Raw genomic sequence first — 21,442 nt, forward strand, 5'->3', positions numbered from 1 at the left:
AGTAATAAAAGATTTTTTTTCATTTTAATTAATTTTTAATTGTTTTTATATATTATCAAATGTCTCTCGTATTTACTTTGTATGATGTGTCTTGTTTTTAGTAATTTTTTGATAATTTTGATGAATATTGTAAATCTGTTTATTTATTTAAATTTTCCTATATAATCATCCAAATTTGTTATTGTAATTTAAAAATAGTTTTTTTATAAAAATCTGAAGTTTCAATTCCGTGAGTAATATCCAAGCTATATTTCACTCTTGAAATTTTTTCATGTTCAAACATTTTTACAATTCCTTCACTATCACTAGAGAAGTTTAGTACGTTAAAAATATCTAAATCGTTGGCTGCTTTTGTAATGTCATGATTTGTTCCTATGTAAGTGAAAGTCCAATTATTGTTTTTATACTTTTCAACTAACTTTTTTATACTAATTGCATCATATGCTATTGATGCGTTTTCTTCTCCATCAGTAAGAATTGTTACCAATACACTATAGTTTGCTTTATCTTTCAAATACTCACTAAGTTTATTGATGCTGTATCCAATTGCATCATGTAAAGGAGTTAGTACATCTGGATTGTAATTTTCGGTATTTAATTTATTAATCTTAGAACATGGTTCAACAAAGTGTAATGGGTTAATTTTATTACTGTTGAAAGATACCATTGATATAAAGTGCTCTTGGTCTGAAAATTTTGTTTCAATTTCTTTGATTGAACCTAAGAGTTCATTGAATCCAGTGATGATAGATCTTTTAATTTCTTCCATTGAACCGCTCTCGTCTAAAATAATTAAGTTGTGTACTTGATGTCTGTTTTCCATTTGTGTGAATTTGAGTTAATAATGTTATCAATAAGCATTCGTGTCAACTTTATTTTTTGGTTGGAGATGCAATTAATTCTACTAATTAAAAGTGATATTTAATCAGAAAAAAATAAAGTTTATACCTTATGTAATTTGTCAATAGGGTAAATCAAGAAAAAAAATGTTTTGTTGGATTTAATTTAATAAATTATTTAAATTGTTAGTTATTTAAAAAATAATTAACAATTTATTGGCTCATTTTTACGAATATCGTAATAAAAAATTACTGTTTTTTAATGAAAAATAATAAAACATGTCGCTATTAGCAAACTATTAGCGACATGTTTATTAAAAACTAGTTGTTTAAATAAAGTAATTATTCATTAAAAAGGAACTTATATAAATCTTCATATTTAGTCAGCTTTCCTTCAAATATTCTCATTTTAATCTTTTTTGAAGTATTTGAATATTTGGCTAATTCCTCTTTTTTTATGTAAGCTAATTTGTTGTCCTCAGTAATACCGCATAAGATGTTATCTTTGTTAGGATTAAATTTAATGACGTCTTTATATCGGTAAATTGCATTGGTTCCTTTTTCAATAAGCACAATATTACTTAATAACAGTTTATTCCCATTGCTATCAGCAAAAACAGCTGGTAGTTCAACACCTTTAGGGTAGGAAGTAGGGTAGTCTAAATTCACAAATCCAAATTGGTTTACTTCTAATGTTCGGGTTATTTTTTCATTCAAATCCGATTTTTGAATTTTGTTTTTTTCTAAATCCAATTCATATTTTTTCCAAAGCTTTTCAATTGCTTCTCTTTTGGCTATTTGAGGACCATACTTTTTTTGGTAAGTTTTCAAAGCTTCACTATAATCTTTTCCTTCCTCAAATGATAAATAACAAAGACAAGAATTTTCTTTTCTCATATTACCAAATTTTAAAATTGAAACCACTTCGAATAACCCATGCTTTCTAGGAATTACTTTCATTTCTTGCGCATGCGAGATTTTACATTTTGCGGGATCGACAGGTGTAAATTTCACATTTTCATATTCGCTAATTTCTGGATATTCACCTGTGTCATCTTTAATGGAGAAGGAGTAGGGTTTGGCAATTTGTGGGCGATGTGGAATATTTAGCGCCTCAATTTCATCCTCTTTTCGAGTAACGGTTATGATATCTTTTCCTTTGGCTATCCATTGGTTGGTTTCTTTATCTAAATCGTACACATTAAAATCTTTAGACTTGGACGTGCTTAACAAATCAACTTTAATTTTATTAGCTGGATTGACAAAAACCAGAGCATTTTTAGCGTTCGTAGCATTGATTTCAAACATGCCACCCGAGACAAATACTTTGTCCTCTCCGTTTTCATTTAATTCCATAGGAATACCAGCAACATAGAAGTCTAAAGGATTTCTAAATTCACGGTATTCAAGTTTTACTTTACTTGTTATCGGGTTTCCAGCTTCATCTAAAAAGGCATTTTTAGGTACGCGTATTGTTGTTCCTGATTCGGTAAGAATTACATTATCTACATTGGGGTCAACCTCAAAGTATTGATAGGGGATATCAAGACCATCAATAGGTTTTTGGTAAGTGGTATTTTCAATTTTGGTTGCTGAATGTTGGATTGTTTTTTTTTCAGTTTTATTCTCGCATTTGTAGATAAGGGCTAAAATAATTAGCACGCACAAAACAATAACAATTACTGCTTTTTTTTTCTTGTTTTTCATAGTAGGTTGGTTTGGTTAATAAATTAATTTGGGATTAATTTTTTTTTGGAAGTTAGATTGGTTTATTTCATAAATTTTTTAGAGATTTGGTAAATTAAAATTTGAGTTATAATTATTAATAACTTAGTTTTTTCTTCATTATTGTATTGATTTTTAATTTATTATGTATTACAGACTTACCCGTTCAATTTATTTACTTTCAGATGATAAAAGTCTTCTGTTTGGAATTAGAAATAAAATACTTTATATCATTTATCTAATATCATTTATCATTCCATTAGGCTGTCAAAAATCAACAACTGATTTTTCAGGAAATTGGACTGCTAAAGGAGCTAATTTTGAAAATACTTTAGTGCTGAATAAGATACCGGGTCAAAAAGATTGTTATAAATTTTCTTTTTCAGGTTGGAGATATTCTTATGATAGTTATACCAAGCAAAATATCAAATTTTCAGGCAATATGAATGAGGATTTCTTTATCATCCAAATAGATAAAGGTAAAGCTTTTTATTCTGATGATAATCGAACAGAAAATAAAGAGTTTCCTATTTATAATGAAGGTGAAGAACGTTGCAAGCTTTTCTTTGCATTTAATGAGGATACAATTAAAGTTAAATCATCCGATTGCCATCTAATTTATGGAGGTTATGGAGTAACGTTTGATGGTAATTATTCAAAGTATTAATAAGTGATTTTTTTTGGAATTCTGAGGCTAGATGTAATTTAAATGCAGTGTTGATTTTACTTTAAAAAATTCACTTTCAAGATTTTAATAGAATTATTATTTAGTATATTCTATCATATAAAAGATTAAAAAGGAGGGTCAACAGTTTGGTTGTTATCCCATGAAATTGGTTTGGAATCAAAAGGAATTCCTTCTATATTGGATACAATTTTCTCAGGATAATGTTTAGCAGTATAATCAATTTTCCATTTATCTTTTCTTTCTTCACTCCAAAACTCATCGGGTCCTGGCATATCGTCAACAATATAAAATGTACCATCGGCTCGATAGAAGTAACAGATGTTTTCAATTAAATTTTCTATTATTATTGGTTCTTGACCACCAATTAAAAAAAGCTTATGAATTAATTCATTTCTTTCTTGTGAAGAATTTGTATAAAAATAATATTCCGTTTGTGGTCGTTCTTTTATTTTCCAGCCATTTGTAAATTCAAATTCAAAATAAAGCAGATCATATGATTTAGTAGCTAAATAGGTTAAAAATTGAGCTGTGGTATCAAAGTTCTTTCTCATTGTTCTAACGGGATGAACAGTAGATTTTCGTTGATGAAAACCATTATTTATTCTATAAATAATTCTATTATTTTTAATTGTAAGATGTTTAAAATGAAGTAGTAGCCATAAGTTTGATCTTGTACTATGCACACCCATTGAAAAACTTTTCTTATCAGATAAGAGTTCTAAAGAATGTATAAGGTTTTCAATTGTATCCATTATCAATAGTTATGTTTTTTTAGAAAATGTCAACTTTAAAAGGGTTCTTCTAAAGTATCAATACAAATCTTTTCATTTTTAATAAGATCGGTTTCACTGTTCACAAATTTACTGCATTCATAGATATCAGTGACTTTATTATTTTTTATTTCAAGAATTAAATCCATATAATCTTTTGAAGAATTTCCAACAAATGAAAACCCTTGACAGTTTACATTAGTGCATATGTTAGAAGTACATTTTCCTTCAAAACGATTTAAATGTGTATTGCCCCGTGTAAAAAATTCGTCAAAGGCATATGACAATTTTTTGACAAACATTTTTTTCTCATAATCTTGATAAGGAAGGTTTTTATCTAAAATTAAATTTAGCATATTGCTATCCATGCGTTCTAAAAAATAAAAAACAGCATCTGCATTGGTTTTTAAAGGGATTTTACCTTCTTCATTCAAAATAATACGACTTCCATCTTCTTTTACATAGACTACATCTCCCATTTGAGCAAGTTGCTGCATAATATCTTGTTGTTCTGGGGTCATTAATTTAAAATATCTATTTTATTGTAATGTCTTCTTCGTCTATTATAAGTGAATTTATCAAATATTGTTTCAATAGTAATAATGGAGTTTGAAAGTCTATCTACTTGATTAAATCCAATTGGGCAATCAATCATTAAAAAATTGGTATAAAGAATTCTGTCATGATTGCTAAAACCTTTAAAAGTATTATGAATTATTTCAATATTTGAAATTCTCAGCTCATTTTTTAATATTTCTAATTTGGTGTTTTTCTGATAATTTGGATGATTTAAGTAATCTGTTATAAAAGTAATTCGATTTAGATTACATTGTTTTTTAACAGCCTTTACTAATGGCAAAATGTAATTATTAATATTATTTATGTCGTTAATTAAGTAATTATCGTTAATTATAATTTCATTAAATTTTAAAAAAGTTTTATTGAGTATTTGTTGCCATCCAACAAATTTTTCTGATAAGTCAATTTTCTTATGAAAACAATCAATTATTTCTTCTATTTTTTCTGAGTAGTTATCATATGTAAAATACAAACCTCCTTTACTTTCAATCAAATCTCTATTTTTGTAGTTTTCTTTTGAATCTATAATAATTAATTGTTTAAAACCACTTTTAGATATAAAATCATTAATAGAATCAAAACTTTGAAATAGAGCTTCAACAGTAATAGAATTAAATAATGGATTTTCACTTTTATATTTTAATAATTCAGAATTATCTAATGAAAAATTAGTACAAAATTTAATTTCAGAATAAGATGTAAGAATCTCTCGTAAGGATTTTTGTCCTAATGATAAATTATTAGATAAAAAATCATTATTGAGTTTTTCTAAAACCTCTTTTTCAATATAGATTTCCATATCACTAATTATATTGAGCATTATTTAATTTATAAAGCTCAAATTGAAGATTGGTCGTTTCATCAAAAAAACCTTTTCCAAAACTTTCAGTTAGTTGACCATTTTTTGTAATGTTGATTTCGTATGCTTTTCTTCCTTCTTCGTCTTTTTTAGAATTTATATAATAAATATTAACTCTATCATTTGTAATACAAATTCCATCTTTACTTGTATGTAAATATTCTTTGGCTACAAGGTATTGCATTTTACGAATAAGATACTCGCTATGTGTTTCTGCAATTATTTGGACATTAAATTTATTAGTTGCTTCAACAAACATTTCAGCCAGTTTGCTTTGCATCGCAGGATGTAAATTTGCTTCCGGCTCCTCTATTACAACTGTTCTTGGAGTTATCAAATCTTCAACTGGTGTAGAGTAATAGTTATGAATACTTAATGACAATATTATTGGTAATAATTGATTAGTTCCTAATCCAAAATCAGCTAATTGTCTTTCATTAGACCCTATTCTAAGAAATGCTTTAAAATTTCCTGTTTCTAAATCAGGTTTTAAAAGTAATTCATCACCAATACCAAACTCTTTTATCCATTTATTTATAAATTTTTTACTATTCTCTTTTTCATTGGCTCTTGGATCTTCAACTTGTTTTAACAAATTTGTAAAATCAGAATTATCATTAAAACTATAAGCTCTCTTTGTCGAAAATCTATTTGAGGAAACATAAGTAGTATTGTGTATGCCTAAATTTAAATTAATTATTTTTTTAACAATGTCGGCGTATATATTTGTAATTACAGGTTTTGAAATTAAATTTTCTGGATTTATTTTATTTTCATTTTCTTGATAGCTATTAAAAAACAACTTAGATAATTCAACATATACTTCTTCAAAAAAATTCTTTTTTCTTAAATTAATTATAGCTTCTACATTTTCATTAAAACTATGATTTGCTTCTATGAATTGGTTTGAATTAAAGGCACATCTTCCTTTTTCATTCGTTTCTTTTCGCTGCAACAATATACCAGTTAAACCAAAGTCAGGAAAACTATCAATAAAAGCTTTAGTTAAATTAGTTGGAACTGCAGAGTTACCAAATTCGTAACTATATGTTTCTTTCATTTTCCAATTACTATTAGATAAAAATGTTATCAAATCCTCACATAACATTTTATGAGATTTTTTGAAATCTTTTTTATAAAAACTACATATCAGGTTACTAAATTCGTTTTCAATTTCAGGATTTTTTTCCCAAAGTATAGAAAAATCGAATATACCATTTTCATAAGAGTTTTTGAATGATTTGGTGTAATCATCTTCATTTATGAAACTAGTAGACCATATTAACTCTCTTTCATCCTTATTACTTTCAGCAAAGAAAACTCCAATTTCATCTATGGTTTGAGCATTATTATCCATAAATATGTCTTTCTTTTCTTTGATAAAGTATTCGAATGATTCAGTTTCTTCATTTGTATCAAATGAATTCCAAATGGTTTTATCTGAAAATATGTAAACAGAAACTTCTTTACTTACCTCATCTGCGAATTTTTTAAATTCTTCAACTGAATTTATACCATTATTTACACCATCTTTTAACTTATTTAATTCACTTACTCTCTTTCTTAAAATTTCGGTATTTTTACACTTAGCATTAAATTTATCAATGAAATATTTATAATTTATTCTAAAACTACATTCATAACTTGGATAAGGTTTTTCTACTCGAATTGTAAAAATTTCATTTTTCGTTTTTACATCTAAAGCGCTTATCATATGAATACTTCCATAGCTTTCTAATCCTGAATTTATATCAATCTTTATTCTATATTCAATATTGTTAATTTGTCTTATATAAACGAAATAATTGTCTTCCGGTTTTGTTGATTCATTGTTGACAAAATTAGCTATACTACCGTATTTAGTTTGATTTGAAGTTAATTTAAATTCTGTACGAAATAGTTCATCAATATTTTTTGCTTTGATGTTTTCTTGTAGCATTTGCATAGCATTTATTAAGCTACTTTTACCACTATTATTTGTTCCTGTTAGTAAAGTAATGTCTTTAAAATCAAACCATTGTTCGTCTTTAAAAACCTTCATGTTTTTGAAACCAATTCCTTTCATTTTACTTTTTTTTAAATAATAAATATCACTTAATAATTTTAATTTTACTAAACGTAATTAATCGCAACAATTTTAGATATGTTAAATTGTTTGACTCTGCAAACATATTTCATTGCTATGCATTTTAAGTGCATATTTAATTTTATTCCCTATCTTTGAAATTCAAAGTTTGGTAAATATAGAAAAAAATACGTCAATGGCAATTACTAAAAATCCACTTATTCGCTATAAAATTTTAGATGCTTGTTTTAGAAATCCTTACAAAAAATTCAGTAAAGAAATTTTGTTAGACACGCTAAACGAGAAACTAATGGAACTCTTTGATGACGAGTCACACTGCATCAAACTCCGTCAAATGCAAGACGATATTGCCTTTATGAAAAGTTCTGAAGGTTGGGGTATTGAATTAGCAGATGAATTTGATGGCAAAAAAAGAATCTTTCGCTACGAAGACCTCAACTTTTCAATAAATAATGCGCCACTTAATGAAATAGAACTAAACGAATTTCAATCAGCAGTACAAGTGCTATCACAATTTGAAGGTATGCCTCAATTTGAAGGAATTCAAGAAATCATTGCCAAATTAAAATTCGATTTAAAAGCAGACGATAATAAACAACCTTTTATAGGATTTGAGACGAATCAAGATTTAAAAGGAATGGAGCATTTTAGTGAATTGTATAATGCGACACAAAAACAACTACCCTTACAAATAACCTATCAAGATTTTAAGGCAATAGATCCTTATACTTTTACATTTCATCCATATTATTTAAAACAATACAACAACAGATGGTTCCTTTTTGGATTGCATGAAGAAACCATGAAACCCGATTGGAATGTAGCTATCGACCGTATTATAGCTATTGAAACTAGTAATATAAAGTTCATCCCAAATAGAACTATTGATTGGCAAGATTATTTCTCTGACATGATTGGAGTGAGTAAAGCTATTGATAGTGAAGTAGAAGAAATTATTTTTCACTTCAATAAAAATACCGGTAAATACATGGAAAACAAACCCATCCATGAAACACAAAAACACAAATGGCTGAATGAGGAAACATTAGAAGTAAAAATAAAAGTAATCCCTAATTACGAATTAGAAAGATTAATATTGAGTAATGGGGAAAGTATTGAAGTAATTGAACCAAAATATTTAAGAGAAAGAATAAAGAATAGAATTGACAATAATATTAAATTATACAGCTAAATAATATTTTAACTTATTATAAATATCGTTATTTATGATTTACAAAAGTTAGTTTAAATACATCTTAGTTAATTACTTGTTGTTTTTTTTGCAAGCACCACAACAAACTAAACCAAATTTTTCTAGGGTAATGTTATCAAAATCTTTTCCTTTCGGTTTATAAGTCCATTTAAAATAGGTTAGCAAATTATCCTAATAACTTGATTCTTTTTTTATTACCATATTTTCGATAATTCATTACCAAAATCGAAATATCTTTTGTTTGAATTTATAACAATTAGGTTTTGTCTTGTACGTGTCATTGCAGTATAAACTATTTTGTCAAATGCATCGTCACCACCAAAATAATTTTCTGGAATATATAAGATCACGTTTAATACTTCCCAACCCTTAAAGCTATGGATTGTAGAGATTTTTAATCTACTATCACCCATCCAAAATGCTTTTTTATGTTTGTGATATCTTTTTTCAGATTCATTTTCAAAAACATGATTTACCTTCATGTTTTTAGTTTCTTCAAAATATTTTACACATTCGTTTCCGAAATTTTTATCAGGTAATAAAATAACAGTATCTGAGCCATGTTTTGAAGTACCATTTTGTTTAATTATTTCAAAAGCTTCATTTATTTTAATTAGCCAATCGTTTTCTTGAATGTTCCACCAAACAGAATGCTCTAAATATTGATTAAAAAGGTCTGGTCTTTCAACTTTTTCAACCCTTACATCCTGATTTAGATTAAATCTTTCGCTAAATTCTTTGGTTATTCCAGCAATTCTTTCTGGTAATCTCACTATAGTTTTTAACTCAATCCATTCTCCAAATTTCTCGACGCCTGAGCGCCTTTTATCGAGCCAATCCATTTCACGACTATAAATGTTTTGTTTTTTGTCACATACAACAACTAACTCATCTCTTTTAGTTAAGAAATGACAAAGCATATTATACCATTCAATGTAATAATCTTGACCTTCATCAATTAAAATTGCATCATACTTGACGAAATCTCCTCTTTGAATTACTTCAAGTACTTTGTTTGGCACAATATCTCTGAAAGTTGATTCAGAATCTGAAGTTTCTCTTGGCCATTTCTCTCCAAATTCATTTAAAATATCTTTGCAAAATCCGTGAAAATGTCCAAAAGTAAAATTTTTCCAACTAAAAGCATATGGACTTCTTTGAACCATATCTCTTATATAATGCCATAAAGTAATGTTAAAAGAAAGTATAAGAACACGGTATCCTTGAGAAGCTAAGTTACCAGCTCTGTGTGCTAACACCTGTGTTTTTCCACTACCAGCAACACCTCTAACTCTATAATGTCCAGTTGCTGGTTCAGCAAATTTTCTTTGATAAGAATTTAGTGACAATCTAATTCCTTGCTCTATAGAATGAAAAGGTGGATTTAGCCAAAATAAAATTTCTTTGTTCCATTCTTTTAACCAATAGTAACTAGTTGATAAATAACTATCAGGTACAATTTGTCTTAAATTTGAACTTGCAACTGAATTTTTTCCAAAGATTGGAAAATAATCAAAATTAATATTTTCTTGTTTGAATAATTCTTGAGCTGCTTCAGTTGTAGCTTTATGAAAGTAAACGGATGTTTTAATAAGACCAAATTTTCTTTTGTCCTTATCCATTTCTTCACCCAATTGTGGAATAAGTTGACCAGATAATTTTTCTTTGTAATATTCAACCTGTTTTATGGGAGACTTTATTTTATAAGTTCCTTTACTATCACTAACGGTAAAATCAAATTTATTTAAATTATCTCTTTTATATGAGTAATTATTTAGGTTCCAATCTTTAACTTCGATTATTTGAACTCCTACTTTAGGATTAAATATTATTATGTCTGGTCGACTACCATTTAAAAAGGGTTGTACAAAAATTAGCCATCCATTATAATCTGTTAAGTCTCCGTTAACATTGAAATTTAAGTCTTTTGATAAGTTTTGGTCTAAAAAGTGTAACAAGAATAATTCCCCCTCTGTAAGTGGTTGTTTAAATTCTTTAATTTGTTCCCAAGTTGGAAATATTCTATTACTCATTTTTAAAACTTGTTATTAACAAAAAATATTTGTAAAAAATAATATCAAAAAAAATTTGATACAGAGTTTAATTTCAAAATAAATATTTTATGAATTGGAAACAAATATAGTTTTTTTTAAATTATTAGTTTAAGTGTTATTAGAACAAATAATTGTATTCTTTATAGTAAATGTATTAAAAAAGGAGTTTTAATTATTAATTTATCTCCTCTTTTTTCAAAACAATTGTATTGTTTTGAGTATTTTCAATAATAGCTGATAATATGTTTTTTATATTTTGAAAGGCAATTTCTTTAGTATTTCCATATTTTTTTGCCCAACCATATTCACCATCAGTTAGCAGATTTTCTTTTGAAGTTGTTGATTCTAAATTTTTTCTTTTAAAGATACCAAATTTATAGGCAGAACCACCCCATATACTACCCAAATCAGTAGTTGTTGCTTCAACCCAATAGCAAAAAGAGGTCTTATCCAAATTTGTATACTCCTCTAACGTCATGTTTTGAATACGATCTAAAGGCCATTCTTGTAAAAAGGTTTCTTTTAGTTGATATAATGTTTCGTTCATTATTTATTTATTTTCAAATTTATTTACTTAATCTATCATAAACTTTCTTCAACATATACCCTTTAACCAATCCACCAAACTCCTTATCGTCCATCATTTTACCGAAAATATCTTGATTTTGCTCCATTCTACTAATTAGTGCATCCATGAATATGTCATCGAAACCGAATTTAAAGTTCTCAATTGGGTTGTTCTTGGCTTGTTCTGCTAACTTTTCATCTAGCACCATATCTTCTTCTATTTGGTCAAAGAATAGCTTGTCTGCTGTATTAAATTCAGTCTGAAACTTCTTGTTTAGTACTTCTATAATTTCAGATAAATTTGCTTCGTCCTCTTTGGTTAATCGTAATCCAGCTTGACCACCACCTTCAAGTTCGTAAACACTTTGGCTTTCCATAACGATGTTATGTTCTGCAATCTTTTGTAGTCTGTAGTATTCCAAAGAAACCTCGTCACCCAACTTGAATTTATCATTCTGGCTAGTTCTTGGCAATTTTTTGTACAGGAATCGTGTATAGGTAAATAGCTTCTCCAAGTCAACATCAGAGAAAGGCATAATCTGAGTTAAAAACGAATACGTTCTATTAAAGCTTTGCATCGTGTTCTTGAAATCTTCTTGAGTGACTTCAGTTCCAATTACATTCTTATCTGAGTTCTCCTCTGGTAGTTGTTTGAAACGTTCTACAGCTGGGTCAATGTAAGCGTTCAGCTTTGCTTGGTCAGAAACTGTCAACGATTTTGCTGATTTGAAATACAGGTTACAGAAATTATTCACCTCTGTTTCCCAAATCACATTTGCTTTATCCAATTCAGCTTTTAAGTCATATAAGTAATTTGGGTCTGAATTCTCCTTGATGGATGTGAGTTCATAATACGGTTGGAACGATTCCAATATTTCATCAGTATCATTTGCAAAGTCCAATACAAACGTGTCTTCTTTCCCGGCACACATACGGTTCAATCTGGAAAGTGTTTGTACAGCTTTAACGCCAGATAATTTCTTGTCCACATACATGGTATGTAACAACGGTTGGTCGAATCCTGTTTGGTATTTATCCGCAACCAATAACAATTGGTATTCATCAGATGCAAACTTTCTAGGTAATTCCTTTTCTGCAAAACCATTAAGCTCAACTTCGGTCACACCTTCTGGAGCGTTACCATAGATTACCTTTCCAGAAAATGCTACAATGGTTTTGACATCGTTATACCCTTTTTCCTTGATGTATTTATCGAATTCTTCTTTGTATCTCACTGCATGTAAACGTGAGCTCGATACTACCATCGCTTTTGCTTTCCCTCCAATCTTTTTAGAAACCACTTGGCGGAAATGCTCCACCATTACTTCGGTTTTCTGTGCAAGGTTATGTGGATGCAATGACATGAATCGTCCAATTGCTCTGGATGCTTTTTTCTTATTTACTTTCGGGTCGTCCTCAATTTCTTTGGATAACTTGAAGTAGGTTTTATAGGTAGTATAGTTTTTTAATACATCGAGAATAAATCCTTCTTCAATAGCTTGTTTCATCGAGTAAAGGTGAAACGGTTCTGGCTTACCATGAGCACCCATCGTTCCAAATACTTCAACTGTTTTGGGTTTTGGTGTTGCGGTGAACGCAAAGAAGCTAAGGTTGTTCTGTTTACCTCTGGCTAACATCGACTTTCTTATTTCATCCTCCGCATCTTCTTCCAATCCTTTGTAAGCCTCATCTTTCTCAGCTTCTTCCAATGATTGTGCTGATAGTACTTCCTTCATTTTTTTGGTAGCTTCACCACCTTGCGAGCTGTGAGCCTCATCAATTATTACTGCATACTTTCTAGCTGGGATTTCACCAATTTTATCCAGAATAAAAGGGAACTTTTGAAGTGTTGTAATGATGATATTTGAACCAGCTGAAATCGCATTTGCCAACTGGGTTGAATCTTTATCGATTTTTTGAACAACACCGTCTTTGTGTTCAAATTGGTAAATCGTATTTTGTAACTGCGAATCCAATACCTTACGGTCGGTAATTACAATCACCGAATCAAAGATTCTGTTGTTAGCCTTATCATGCAAACTAGATAGCCTATATGATAACCAAGCGATGGAATTGGATTTTCCAGAACCAGCTGAGTGTTGAATCAAATAGTTTTTTCCAGCACCACTTTGTCTTGCATCAGTTGTCACTTTACGTACGACTTGCATCTGATGGAAACGAGGGAAAATGATGGTTTCTTTTTTCTTTTTAACACCGTTCAATTCAAATTCTTCCACGCTAAGGTGAAGGAATTTGCCAATAATGTCCATGAAACTATCTTTTGTCCAAACCTGTTCCCACAGATACGATGTTCTGTATCCATCTGGGTTTGGTGGATTTCCAGCTCCATTGTTGTATCCTAAATTAAATGGTAGATAACGAGTGTTCTTTCCGTCTAACTTTGTTGTCATGAAAGCCTCATCGGTATCCACAGCGAAATGCACCAACGTTCTTTTCTTGAATTGAAATATAGGTTCGTTTGGCTCACGGTCATACACATACTGCTTCTTGGCATTCTCTACAGACTGTCCAGAAAACTGATTTTTAAGCTCTATGGAAGCAATTGGTAATCCATTCAAAGAAAGCACCATGTCCAATGAGTTCTTACCTACACGCTCATAATACAGCTGTCTAGTAACTGACAAATGATTGGTAAGATACAATTCGTCTGCTTCTGGATTTAATGTGCTTTCTGGCTTAAAATATGCCATCTGGAACTTCACTCCATAATCTGTAAATCCTTTGCGAATCACGTCCAATACACCACGCAAATCAATTTCTTTGACCAAACGTAGTATTACTTTTTTCTCAGCTTCGTCCTTGTGGATAGTAACCAGTTTATCCCAAGCTTTTGGTTGTGATTGCTTCAAAAAATCAGTGATGTAATTAGGAAATAATCCCTGTTGAACATCGAAGTCTGTTGAACTACCATTAACATAACCACCGTGTTCCAACAAGTTGGATTCGATTGCCTGTTCAAATGTTAGTTCTGTATGTATTCCTTTTGCCATATTAAATCACATATTTTCGCAAATTATCTGTATTCCAAATCAATTTTGCTATTTCTAAATAAAGGTTTTGTCTTTCCTTAATTGTTTCTTTTGTAAAGTCATTGCTCGGATTAAATTTCAAATTGTTCGCATTGGCAAAACGTAAAAAATTCGGATTGTTTTCGTAGCAATTTTCGTTAAGTGATGACACTAATAAATTTTGACCAAAATATTTTGGTAGTTTTTTTGAGTAGGTAGAATCATTTAAACTTCTGTTTATATCTTGCGGAAGCAAAACTAAATCACCGAACATATTTCTTGTTCTTTGAAATTCTTCTTCTGATTCAAACTCGTCTGAATACCTCTCAAAATGGTCAACCCAAATGTGCTCAATGTCGTATGGGTTTTTAATCGAACGGTTAACATAAACATCAAATTTGGTGTCTTTTCCACTTTGTTCTTCTACAAAATGAGTTATTCTGGCAAGTTGGTGCAACATATATCGTTTTGTCCAGCCACTTAAATTAAATCGTTCAATTCCATCTATGCTGAACTCCATGATTTCAATCTCTTCCGTTAAAATCCCAACCAATTGACCTAAAGCTCTTCTTCTAATCTTTTTCGCAAGCATAAACATAGTGTATGTCATTGCTGAATAATCAAGTGTTTTGAAGTTGAATATTCGAATTGAAATGTATTGGTCTAAAAAGCACGATACAATTTTTAGTTTGGCATCAATAATTTCTTTTGTGTCATTTTTGTCCAAACTTGCCAAGAGTATTAGAGGTTGCAATGTGAAGTTTCTGTCTGAATTATAGAAAATGTATTCAAACCCTTCAGTCAACTTTGCCGAGTATTCTGCAATTCTAATGTAAGTATTGGAGAACAAAATGAACTCTTTCTGAACTAAATCACTATAGTCTACTGACCTTCTAAGTCCAATATTATTACCATTTTCTCTTAACCATTTGTGAAAGGCAGTACCAATAATGTCAAAATCTCCTGGTGTAGCATTTCTTTTACGTTCTCGGATTGTTTCGCCATATTGTGACCTTAACCATGTTTTTATGCAATCACTTTCTTGCTCCTTACCCAGAGCTTTTAATTCTAACATTTTAGCTTTCCAAAGCTCGTTTGCTTTTAGTCTTTCATCATTGTCAGCAATTTCCGAAAGTAAATACCCTTTCAACATCTCGGTTGCAGTTAGGCTAAGACCACGGTCATTCATCGAAACAAATATTTTATGTGCGTCTTGTTCCGTTTGTGCAACAATTTTTATAAATTGTACATTGTCAATCAACCAATCCTTGAAAAATGGTAATGCTTCTTCTGGAACAGCATCCATCATCAACTCGATAATGTCATTATATCTGTGCCAAATATTTTGAACACTTTCTGGATGACCTTCGGGCTCAAAAACAACATCGTTAATAATCGCTTCTAGGCATTCCGTGCGTTCTTCAACGTTGATATTGAAGGTAGTTTTCCCATATTTCTGAGAATAAATTAGGTTTAACACTTCTGCTTTATCGTTTGTATCTTGAAGGTGTTTGGTAATAAAAAGCAGCACTAGGCTCAAAGATGTTAGCCTTTGTTGTCCATCAATAATTGCATTTTCATCCTCAGTAAGCACCACAGACCCCATGAAATAGTGACCGTATTTTTCTACTTCATTTCGTTCGTGTGTTTCGGAATAATATTCCAAAAACTCACCTGTCAAATCTTCAATCAGCTCTTCAATTTGTTTGCGTTGCCATTGGTACTCTCTTTGATAATAATGAATACTGTATTTAACTCCAGTAAACAATTCTCTAATACTTTTCGGTGCTCCTAATATTTTCTTCATTAATTTAATTTTTCGTTTCTAACATCCACCTTACCAGTAACCACTTCACTGATTAATGCCGTTTTATACTCTTTTAATAGTTCGATTTCTTGGTGGTATTTGTTAATTAATGTTTCGATTCTGAGTTCTTCTTTTTCAATATGACTAATAATCTGTTTTTGTTCCTCTAGCGAACCAAAACAAACCATGAAGTTCTGAAACATTGGTCTTCTCAGAGAATCCACTGTTGATTTAGCAGATAATTTCATTACTTCTTTTCCAAAATTTTCTTTCAAATAATAAAACAAGTATTTACCTAGAACAGGTTTGAAATTACACATCATATAAACTCTTTGGTGAAAATCAAATTTTTCATTTACGTAATGCCAAACTTTACAAACACCAACACCATCGCCAGCCGTTAAAATTGCTTCTCCATCAAATGAGTATGTAGAAATTCTTTCAATAGTTTGTGAACGAACAAAAAATGGGTATTCCCCGTCATCTTCTCTATTTTCTGTGTCTTTTCCACCAGTGGTAACGTCACACAAATATTTCATCCTTTTTAGTTCCCAATGCACTGGAATCTCTCCCAGCCACTCAATCCCCGAATCCTTCATAGGTACTGTTGGGTCAAGACCTTTGGTTACTGCTTGGTTAATTACTGCAATACGTTCTTCTTCTAACAATTGAATAAACTGCTCTTTCTTGGCGATTAGGTGGTCAATTTGAGTTGTTTTATGGTCGAGGTATTTGGCGATAGCTGTTTGTTCTTCAGTTGATAACTTTAACGACAAAATCACAGCCATTTCATTATTCATAATTTTAGCACCATTAGTATCTGGTCGCTTGTAAAATTGAGTAGCATATTGTAAAAAATAATAGTCAAACTCTGGTATTACATCATCGGATTTTCCTTTTAGTGTGCCACAAACATTTGTACAATTAAATTTCCCTTCTCTTAAAAATACTGTTCCAGCATTTGCACCATCAGTTGTCCATGTAATTAATTTATCGTCAAAATCAAATGTTTCAATATATCCTAGGCAACCATTATTGAGAGTTTGTGATGAATAAACAGGATAAATTGCATCTTCTACCAAGTCTTCATTTGATATAACTCTTCCTCTTCCGATTTGGAATTTATATTTAATTCTAGTAACATCCCAATGACTTGGAATTTCTCCAATCCACTCAATACCCGAATCTTTATAGCTATCGTATTTCTTCATAGTCTATCCGATAACTTCTTTTAATAATCCGTCCGTTTCTTGTTCAATAGCCATGATGTCTTTTCTTATGTCGTCCAACGAACGTAAAGGCTTATACTGATAGAAATATTTGGTGAAATTGACTTCGTATCCTACATTGGTTTTGCTGTGGTCAATCCAAGCATCTGGCACGTGTGGTAACACTTCTTTTTCCATGTATTCTTGCACATCCATCAACAATGGAATGTTTTCCGTATCACGCAAAGATGAATCTGGTTTTGGGTTGCCTTTTTTATCGGATACAACTTGCCCTTTAGCATTACGTTCTGGTCGTTCAACCGTTACTTTAGCATATCCAAACGCTTTGTTGTCGAATACTTTTGAGTAGTCACCTTCTTTAAATTCACCGTATATTTTTGTAATTTGAGCTATGTGGTCATCAGATAATTCGTTTCGTTTGTCACCCAATGATTTGCTCATTTTCTTGAAGAAATCAACTCCGTTAATCAACTGAACTTTGCCTTTTCTGTTATTGGGTTTGTGATTTGATATCACCCAAATATAGGTTGAAATACCAGTGTTATAAAACAACTGATTTGGTAAAGCAATTACAGCCTCTAGGAAGTCGTTTTCAATTATCCATTGGCGAATACTGCTCTCGTTCTTTGTTTTGCTTGGAGAGCCAGAAAAAAGTGGTGAACCATTAAATACAATAGCCAATCGAGAACCTTCTGGTTTCATTTTGCTCATTAAATGCATCAAGAACAGGAACGAACCGTCACCAACTGATGGCAATCCAGCTCCAAATCGTCCACCATGACCCAACTGTTCGTGTTCCTCTTTAACTTTCTTTCCAAACTTTTCCCATTTCACACCGAACGGTGGATTGGTAATCAAGTAATCAAATTTCTCATTGGATAGTTGGTCTTCTGATATACTGTTCCCTTTTTTGATATTGGATGCGTTTTGACCTTTAATCAACAAATCCGATTTACAAATTGCATACGATTCTGGGTTCAATTCTTGACCAAATACCTCCAAACGTGCATCTGGATTAAGCTCGTGCAGATATTCTTCAGCAACAGATAGCATGCCACCAGTTCCCGCACAACTATCGTATATCGTTTTGGTAATACCTTTTTTGGTTAGAATATCACGGTCATTCAAGAACAGAATATTCACCATCAACTTGATAACCTCTCTTGGTGTAAAGTGTTCCCCAGCGGTTTCGTTCGAAATCTCAGCGAATTTTCGAATTAATTCCTCAAACATGTATCCCATTTCCATACTTGAAATACGGTCTGGATGTAAGTCTATTTCTTGGAAACGCTTCACAACCATAAACAACAAGTTGGCATCATCCATTTTGTTGATTTGGTTATCGAACTCAAATTGTTCAATAATTTCTCTAGCATCCTCTGAGAATCCGTTGATGTAATTTCTAAGATTTGATGCTATGTTATTTGGGTCAGCTATTAGCTTCTCAAAGTCGAATTGGCTTTTATTGTGGAACTTAAATCCAGCAGTTTTGTTCAAAATCGGGTCAAGATTCTCAACGTTGGTGGTTTTAAGCTGGTCATACTTTTTTAGCACATCAGCTTTGGTACTTTCAAGAACACAATCTAAACGTCTGATTACGGTTAATGGTAATATAATCTTCCCATAATCACTTTGTTTGTAATCACCTCGAAGTAAGTCTGCAATTGACCAGATAAAATTTGCTGATTCTTTTACGTTTTTCATGAATTGTTTTAAAATAATGATGTAACAAAAATAGATTATTCCAAATTAATATAAATGTTTAATTTAAAAAATAAGATTTATTTTTTAAAAATTTAATAAACTGTTTAGAGCCTGTAATTTTAAGTTCATCTTTAAATCCTCTAATTAAACTGATAATTGGTTTTGGATTATTAATACTGACTTTCAACAAGTAAAGGTCTGAGTTTTCAATTTTAGTCATGTGTTTTTCCAATCCAGCATTTGCTTCTTTGAAAAGAATATATGCCCTAAGCGATAATTGTAATTCCACTTCAAATTGTTCTCCATTGCGTTCCGTAAAGCCAAATACATCAGTAGGTTCAATGTTATGGAGCTTTTGAAACTCTTGTTCATTATCTAATACTTCAACAGCTATAATTCGTTCTAAATTAAAGTATTTTGTAATTTGACTTTCAATTTCATAAGCACAAATGGCATTATAATTTTCGGTAAACTGAATAGGTTCAACCAACCTATCCGAAATTTTGTTTGAATTAACCGAATGATACTGTTTTAAAACCACTTTCTTATTATTAGCTATTCCATTGTTTAATTTTTCTACTAATTTGCTTAAATGGGCTTTGAATAGAGCATTAGCCTGCTGTGAAATATCCGATTTTAAATATATTTTTTTTAGAATGGAGTCCTTTAGCAAATTTTCCTTTCCTACAGTTTTAACCATTTCAACTAAAAAGGTTGCTTCTTCGCCTGTAAAATGTTCCTCTATTTGATTTTCTCTAACTATAAAGAATTTATTATGCTCATCTTTTTGCACATCAAATCCCAATTGTTTTAAAAGGTCGATGTAACGATAGGTGGTACGCTCGGTACATTCTAGAAAAGTAGCCATAAACCGAACCGATTTTGAAGGCTTGTTTTGGAGTTGGGTTATAAGTTGTAAAACCCTGTAAATTTTATGTTGGTTAAACATTTTTTTAAATTTTGGGACAAGTTAAGTCAAAACAACAACCCTAACAAGCAATTGACTTTAGTTGTCACAAAAGTTAATGTTATTTGTTTAAATTTTAAAATTATAAGAAATGAAAAAAGTATTAGTATTCATTGTGTTTGTTGCACAATTTGGTTTTGGACAGGAAACAGAATTTACATTTGACAACCAAAAAGGAATGACCGATTATATTGTTGGGACAGTTGAAAATAAAACTGCTTCTGAAATATATAAAAAAGTTATAGAATGGATTAAAGTTACCTATAAAAATCCTGATAAGGTTATTTTATCTACCATAGATAATGAATATGTTCGTTTTGAGGGATTTTCGAGTGCTTTTTATTCAATCAACATACCTCTGTTGGGGAAATCTTATCAAGAAACAAAATATCAAATTGAGATTTCGATTAAAGACGGTAGGTATAAATTTGATATTATAGGAATGGAGAATTATTTAGCACCAAGTCAATATTCAAGAGGTGGCTGGAGTGATAATGTACTTTTTAATAGTAATCTCGATAAAGAATATTTAGAAAAAACTATTTACAAGAAGGATGGAACTCTAAGAAGCACTTGGAAAAATATTAACGATGTTCCAGTTTATTTTAATGGTCTCAACAAATCTTTATTTGAGTTTATCAATTCTCAAAGTCCTTCGAAAGGAGATTGGTAAACACCAAACTACCTTTTACAAAAGTAATAATAAGGTTTAACTTAAAAGTTAAACCTTATTATCGTTCCAAGCAAAATTCTAATTTTACTATGTTTTAAAAACAATAAGCTTAAATGTATTTAACTAATTTTTTTATACAATATAAAAAAATGCCTAATCATTTCGCCTTCTATTTTTTTTGGTATTTTTATCATTAATCTCATCAAAGTTGAAAAAGTAAAGCGTAAAAATTTTAACTATTACAATATTGTTTTAAACATGAAAGATGGGATGGAATTGTTGTGAAATAACATAATGTGGTTTGAAGTTATTTTTTATTAAATAGAAAGTTCATTCATAAACAACAGTAATAAGGATACGTTTCTATTTTCCACTATTTTGTGTCAAACCACACATTTTTATCTAACAATTTCAAGCGCTTGTAAAGCTATTTTATAGCATATTCATGCGCATTGACATTGCAATGAATACATTATAAATTTGCTTCTTTACAGGTGTGATTTTTGCTAAATATTAAGTTCTATGGTTTACAGCCTATCGAAAAAAAATAGTATTTATAATAAGTAATATCTTTTAGAATATCTTTTTTGCTACAGGCATTTTCGGGGGTAATTTTTGTAGAAGTAGGGCAGGAGATACCTTATGAATAACAA

The 21,442-nt window shown here is 30.3% G+C and carries 16 protein-coding genes; 3 read left to right on the forward strand and 13 right to left on the reverse strand.

The genetic code is table 11. From position 1 onward, the window contains the following. Positions 1–178: 178 nt before the first annotated feature. Both ACIQZC_RS01085 and ACIQZC_RS01090 read right to left on the reverse strand, forming a co-directional pair. The gene (locus ACIQZC_RS01085) at positions 179–823 is read right to left on the reverse strand and encodes a hypothetical protein (RefSeq protein WP_396137390.1); all 645 of its coding nucleotides are present in this window, start codon (positions 821–823) and stop codon (positions 179–181) included. Positions 824–1,181: 358 nt separating this feature from the next. Further along, positions 1,182–2,546 carry a hypothetical protein gene (locus ACIQZC_RS01090; RefSeq protein ID WP_396137391.1) on the reverse strand — a complete coding sequence of 455 codons (1,365 nt, stop codon included), beginning with the start codon at positions 2,544–2,546 and terminating at the stop codon, positions 1,182–1,184. Between the two features lie 163 nt (positions 2,547–2,709). On the opposite strand from ACIQZC_RS01090, the gene ACIQZC_RS01095 reads away from it, so the two are divergent. After that, the gene (locus tag ACIQZC_RS01095) at positions 2,710–3,231 is read left to right on the forward strand and encodes a hypothetical protein (protein WP_396137392.1); all 522 of its coding nucleotides are present in this window, start codon (positions 2,710–2,712) and stop codon (positions 3,229–3,231) included. Positions 3,232–3,356: 125 nt separating this feature from the next. Here the strand turns inward: ACIQZC_RS01095 and ACIQZC_RS01100 are convergent, their stop codons facing one another. The 4 genes from ACIQZC_RS01100 to ACIQZC_RS01115 form a co-directional block, all read right to left on the reverse strand. After that, a complete protein-coding gene (locus ACIQZC_RS01100; protein ID WP_396137393.1) occupies positions 3,357–3,803 on the reverse strand; it encodes a hypothetical protein in 447 nt (148 codons plus the stop codon). Positions 3,804–4,039: 236 nt separating this feature from the next. Further along, positions 4,040–4,543, reverse strand: a complete 504-nt coding sequence (locus tag ACIQZC_RS01105; RefSeq protein ID WP_396137394.1) for a hypothetical protein — start codon at positions 4,541–4,543, stop codon at positions 4,040–4,042. Further along, entirely contained in the window at positions 4,543–5,421 is an 879-nt protein-coding gene (locus tag ACIQZC_RS01110; protein WP_396137395.1) for a hypothetical protein, read from the reverse strand. Before ACIQZC_RS01110 ends, ACIQZC_RS01105 begins: the two co-directional genes overlap by 1 nt. Then, a complete protein-coding gene (locus ACIQZC_RS01115; RefSeq protein ID WP_396137396.1) occupies positions 5,405–7,525 on the reverse strand; it encodes a DUF3696 domain-containing protein in 2,121 nt (706 codons plus the stop codon). The genes ACIQZC_RS01110 and ACIQZC_RS01115 overlap by 17 nt, the downstream gene beginning before the upstream one ends. A 196-nt stretch (positions 7,526–7,721) precedes the next feature. On the opposite strand from ACIQZC_RS01115, the gene ACIQZC_RS01120 reads away from it, so the two are divergent. After that, positions 7,722–8,738: a helix-turn-helix transcriptional regulator gene (locus ACIQZC_RS01120; RefSeq protein WP_396137397.1), complete on the forward strand. Its 1,017-nt coding sequence runs from the start codon at positions 7,722–7,724 to the stop codon at positions 8,736–8,738. 215 nt (positions 8,739–8,953) lie between these two features. Here ACIQZC_RS01120 and ACIQZC_RS01125 read toward each other — a convergent pair whose 3' ends face one another. From ACIQZC_RS01125 to ACIQZC_RS01155, 7 genes are all read right to left on the reverse strand, one after another. Further along, entirely contained in the window at positions 8,954–10,792 is a 1,839-nt protein-coding gene (locus tag ACIQZC_RS01125; RefSeq protein ID WP_396137398.1) for a UvrD-helicase domain-containing protein, read from the reverse strand. Between the two features lie 196 nt (positions 10,793–10,988). Next, on the reverse strand, positions 10,989–11,360 hold the full coding sequence (locus ACIQZC_RS01130; RefSeq protein WP_396137399.1) for a hypothetical protein: 372 nt from the start codon (positions 11,358–11,360) through the stop codon (positions 10,989–10,991). A gap of 19 nt (positions 11,361–11,379) precedes the next feature. Next, on the reverse strand, positions 11,380–14,391 hold the full coding sequence (locus ACIQZC_RS01135) for a type I restriction endonuclease subunit R (RefSeq protein WP_396137400.1): 3,012 nt from the start codon (positions 14,389–14,391) through the stop codon (positions 11,380–11,382). A gap of 1 nt (position 14,392) precedes the next feature. Beyond that, positions 14,393–16,216: a DUF262 domain-containing protein gene (locus tag ACIQZC_RS01140; RefSeq protein ID WP_396137401.1), complete on the reverse strand. Its 1,824-nt coding sequence runs from the start codon at positions 16,214–16,216 to the stop codon at positions 14,393–14,395. Further along, on the reverse strand, positions 16,216–17,427 hold the full coding sequence (locus ACIQZC_RS01145; RefSeq protein WP_396137402.1) for a restriction endonuclease subunit S: 1,212 nt from the start codon (positions 17,425–17,427) through the stop codon (positions 16,216–16,218). Before ACIQZC_RS01145 ends, ACIQZC_RS01140 begins: the two co-directional genes overlap by 1 nt. A 3-nt stretch (positions 17,428–17,430) precedes the next feature. Beyond that, positions 17,431–19,149 (reverse strand): N-6 DNA methylase, encoded by a 1,719-nt coding sequence (locus tag ACIQZC_RS01150; protein ID WP_396137403.1) that lies wholly within the window; start codon positions 19,147–19,149, stop codon positions 17,431–17,433. Positions 19,150–19,207: 58 nt separating this feature from the next. Beyond that, the gene (locus ACIQZC_RS01155; RefSeq protein ID WP_396137404.1) at positions 19,208–20,098 is read right to left on the reverse strand and encodes a helix-turn-helix transcriptional regulator; all 891 of its coding nucleotides are present in this window, start codon (positions 20,096–20,098) and stop codon (positions 19,208–19,210) included. 109 nt (positions 20,099–20,207) lie between these two features. Between ACIQZC_RS01155 and ACIQZC_RS01160 the strand changes: the two genes are divergently transcribed. Continuing rightward, positions 20,208–20,789: a hypothetical protein gene (locus ACIQZC_RS01160; protein WP_396137405.1), complete on the forward strand. Its 582-nt coding sequence runs from the start codon at positions 20,208–20,210 to the stop codon at positions 20,787–20,789. The last annotated feature ends 653 nt before the right edge of the window (positions 20,790–21,442 follow it).

Source organism: Flavobacterium sp. (assembly GCF_044338735.1).
Taxonomy (GTDB): Bacteria; Bacteroidota; Bacteroidia; order Flavobacteriales; family Flavobacteriaceae; genus Flavobacterium.

Bases quoted from the DNA above. Each gene is read 5' to 3' on its own strand.
- ACIQZC_RS01085 (WP_396137390.1), bottom strand. From the start codon at position 823: ATGGAAAACAGACATCAAGTACACAACTTAATTATTTTAGACGAGAGC.
- ACIQZC_RS01090 (WP_396137391.1), bottom strand. From the start codon at position 2,546: ATGAAAAACAAGAAAAAAAAAGCAGTAATTGTTATTGTTTTGTGCGTG.
- ACIQZC_RS01095 (WP_396137392.1), top strand. From the start codon at position 2,710: ATGTATTACAGACTTACCCGTTCAATTTATTTACTTTCAGATGATAAA.
- ACIQZC_RS01100 (WP_396137393.1), bottom strand. From the start codon at position 3,803: ATGAGAAAGAACTTTGATACCACAGCTCAATTTTTAACCTATTTAGCT.
- ACIQZC_RS01105 (WP_396137394.1), bottom strand. From the start codon at position 4,543: ATGACCCCAGAACAACAAGATATTATGCAGCAACTTGCTCAAATGGGA.
- ACIQZC_RS01110 (WP_396137395.1), bottom strand. From the start codon at position 5,421: ATGCTCAATATAATTAGTGATATGGAAATCTATATTGAAAAAGAGGTT.
- ACIQZC_RS01115 (WP_396137396.1), bottom strand. From the start codon at position 7,525: ATGAAAGGAATTGGTTTCAAAAACATGAAGGTTTTTAAAGACGAACAA.
- ACIQZC_RS01120 (WP_396137397.1), top strand. From the start codon at position 7,722: ATGGCAATTACTAAAAATCCACTTATTCGCTATAAAATTTTAGATGCT.
- ACIQZC_RS01125 (WP_396137398.1), bottom strand. From the start codon at position 10,792: ATGAGTAATAGAATATTTCCAACTTGGGAACAAATTAAAGAATTTAAA.
- ACIQZC_RS01130 (WP_396137399.1), bottom strand. From the start codon at position 11,360: ATGAACGAAACATTATATCAACTAAAAGAAACCTTTTTACAAGAATGG.
- ACIQZC_RS01135 (WP_396137400.1), bottom strand. From the start codon at position 14,391: ATGGCAAAAGGAATACATACAGAACTAACATTTGAACAGGCAATCGAA.
- ACIQZC_RS01140 (WP_396137401.1), bottom strand. From the start codon at position 16,216: ATGAAGAAAATATTAGGAGCACCGAAAAGTATTAGAGAATTGTTTACT.
- ACIQZC_RS01145 (WP_396137402.1), bottom strand. From the start codon at position 17,427: ATGAAGAAATACGATAGCTATAAAGATTCGGGTATTGAGTGGATTGGA.
- ACIQZC_RS01150 (WP_396137403.1), bottom strand. From the start codon at position 19,149: ATGAAAAACGTAAAAGAATCAGCAAATTTTATCTGGTCAATTGCAGAC.
- ACIQZC_RS01155 (WP_396137404.1), bottom strand. From the start codon at position 20,098: ATGTTTAACCAACATAAAATTTACAGGGTTTTACAACTTATAACCCAA.
- ACIQZC_RS01160 (WP_396137405.1), top strand. From the start codon at position 20,208: ATGAAAAAAGTATTAGTATTCATTGTGTTTGTTGCACAATTTGGTTTT.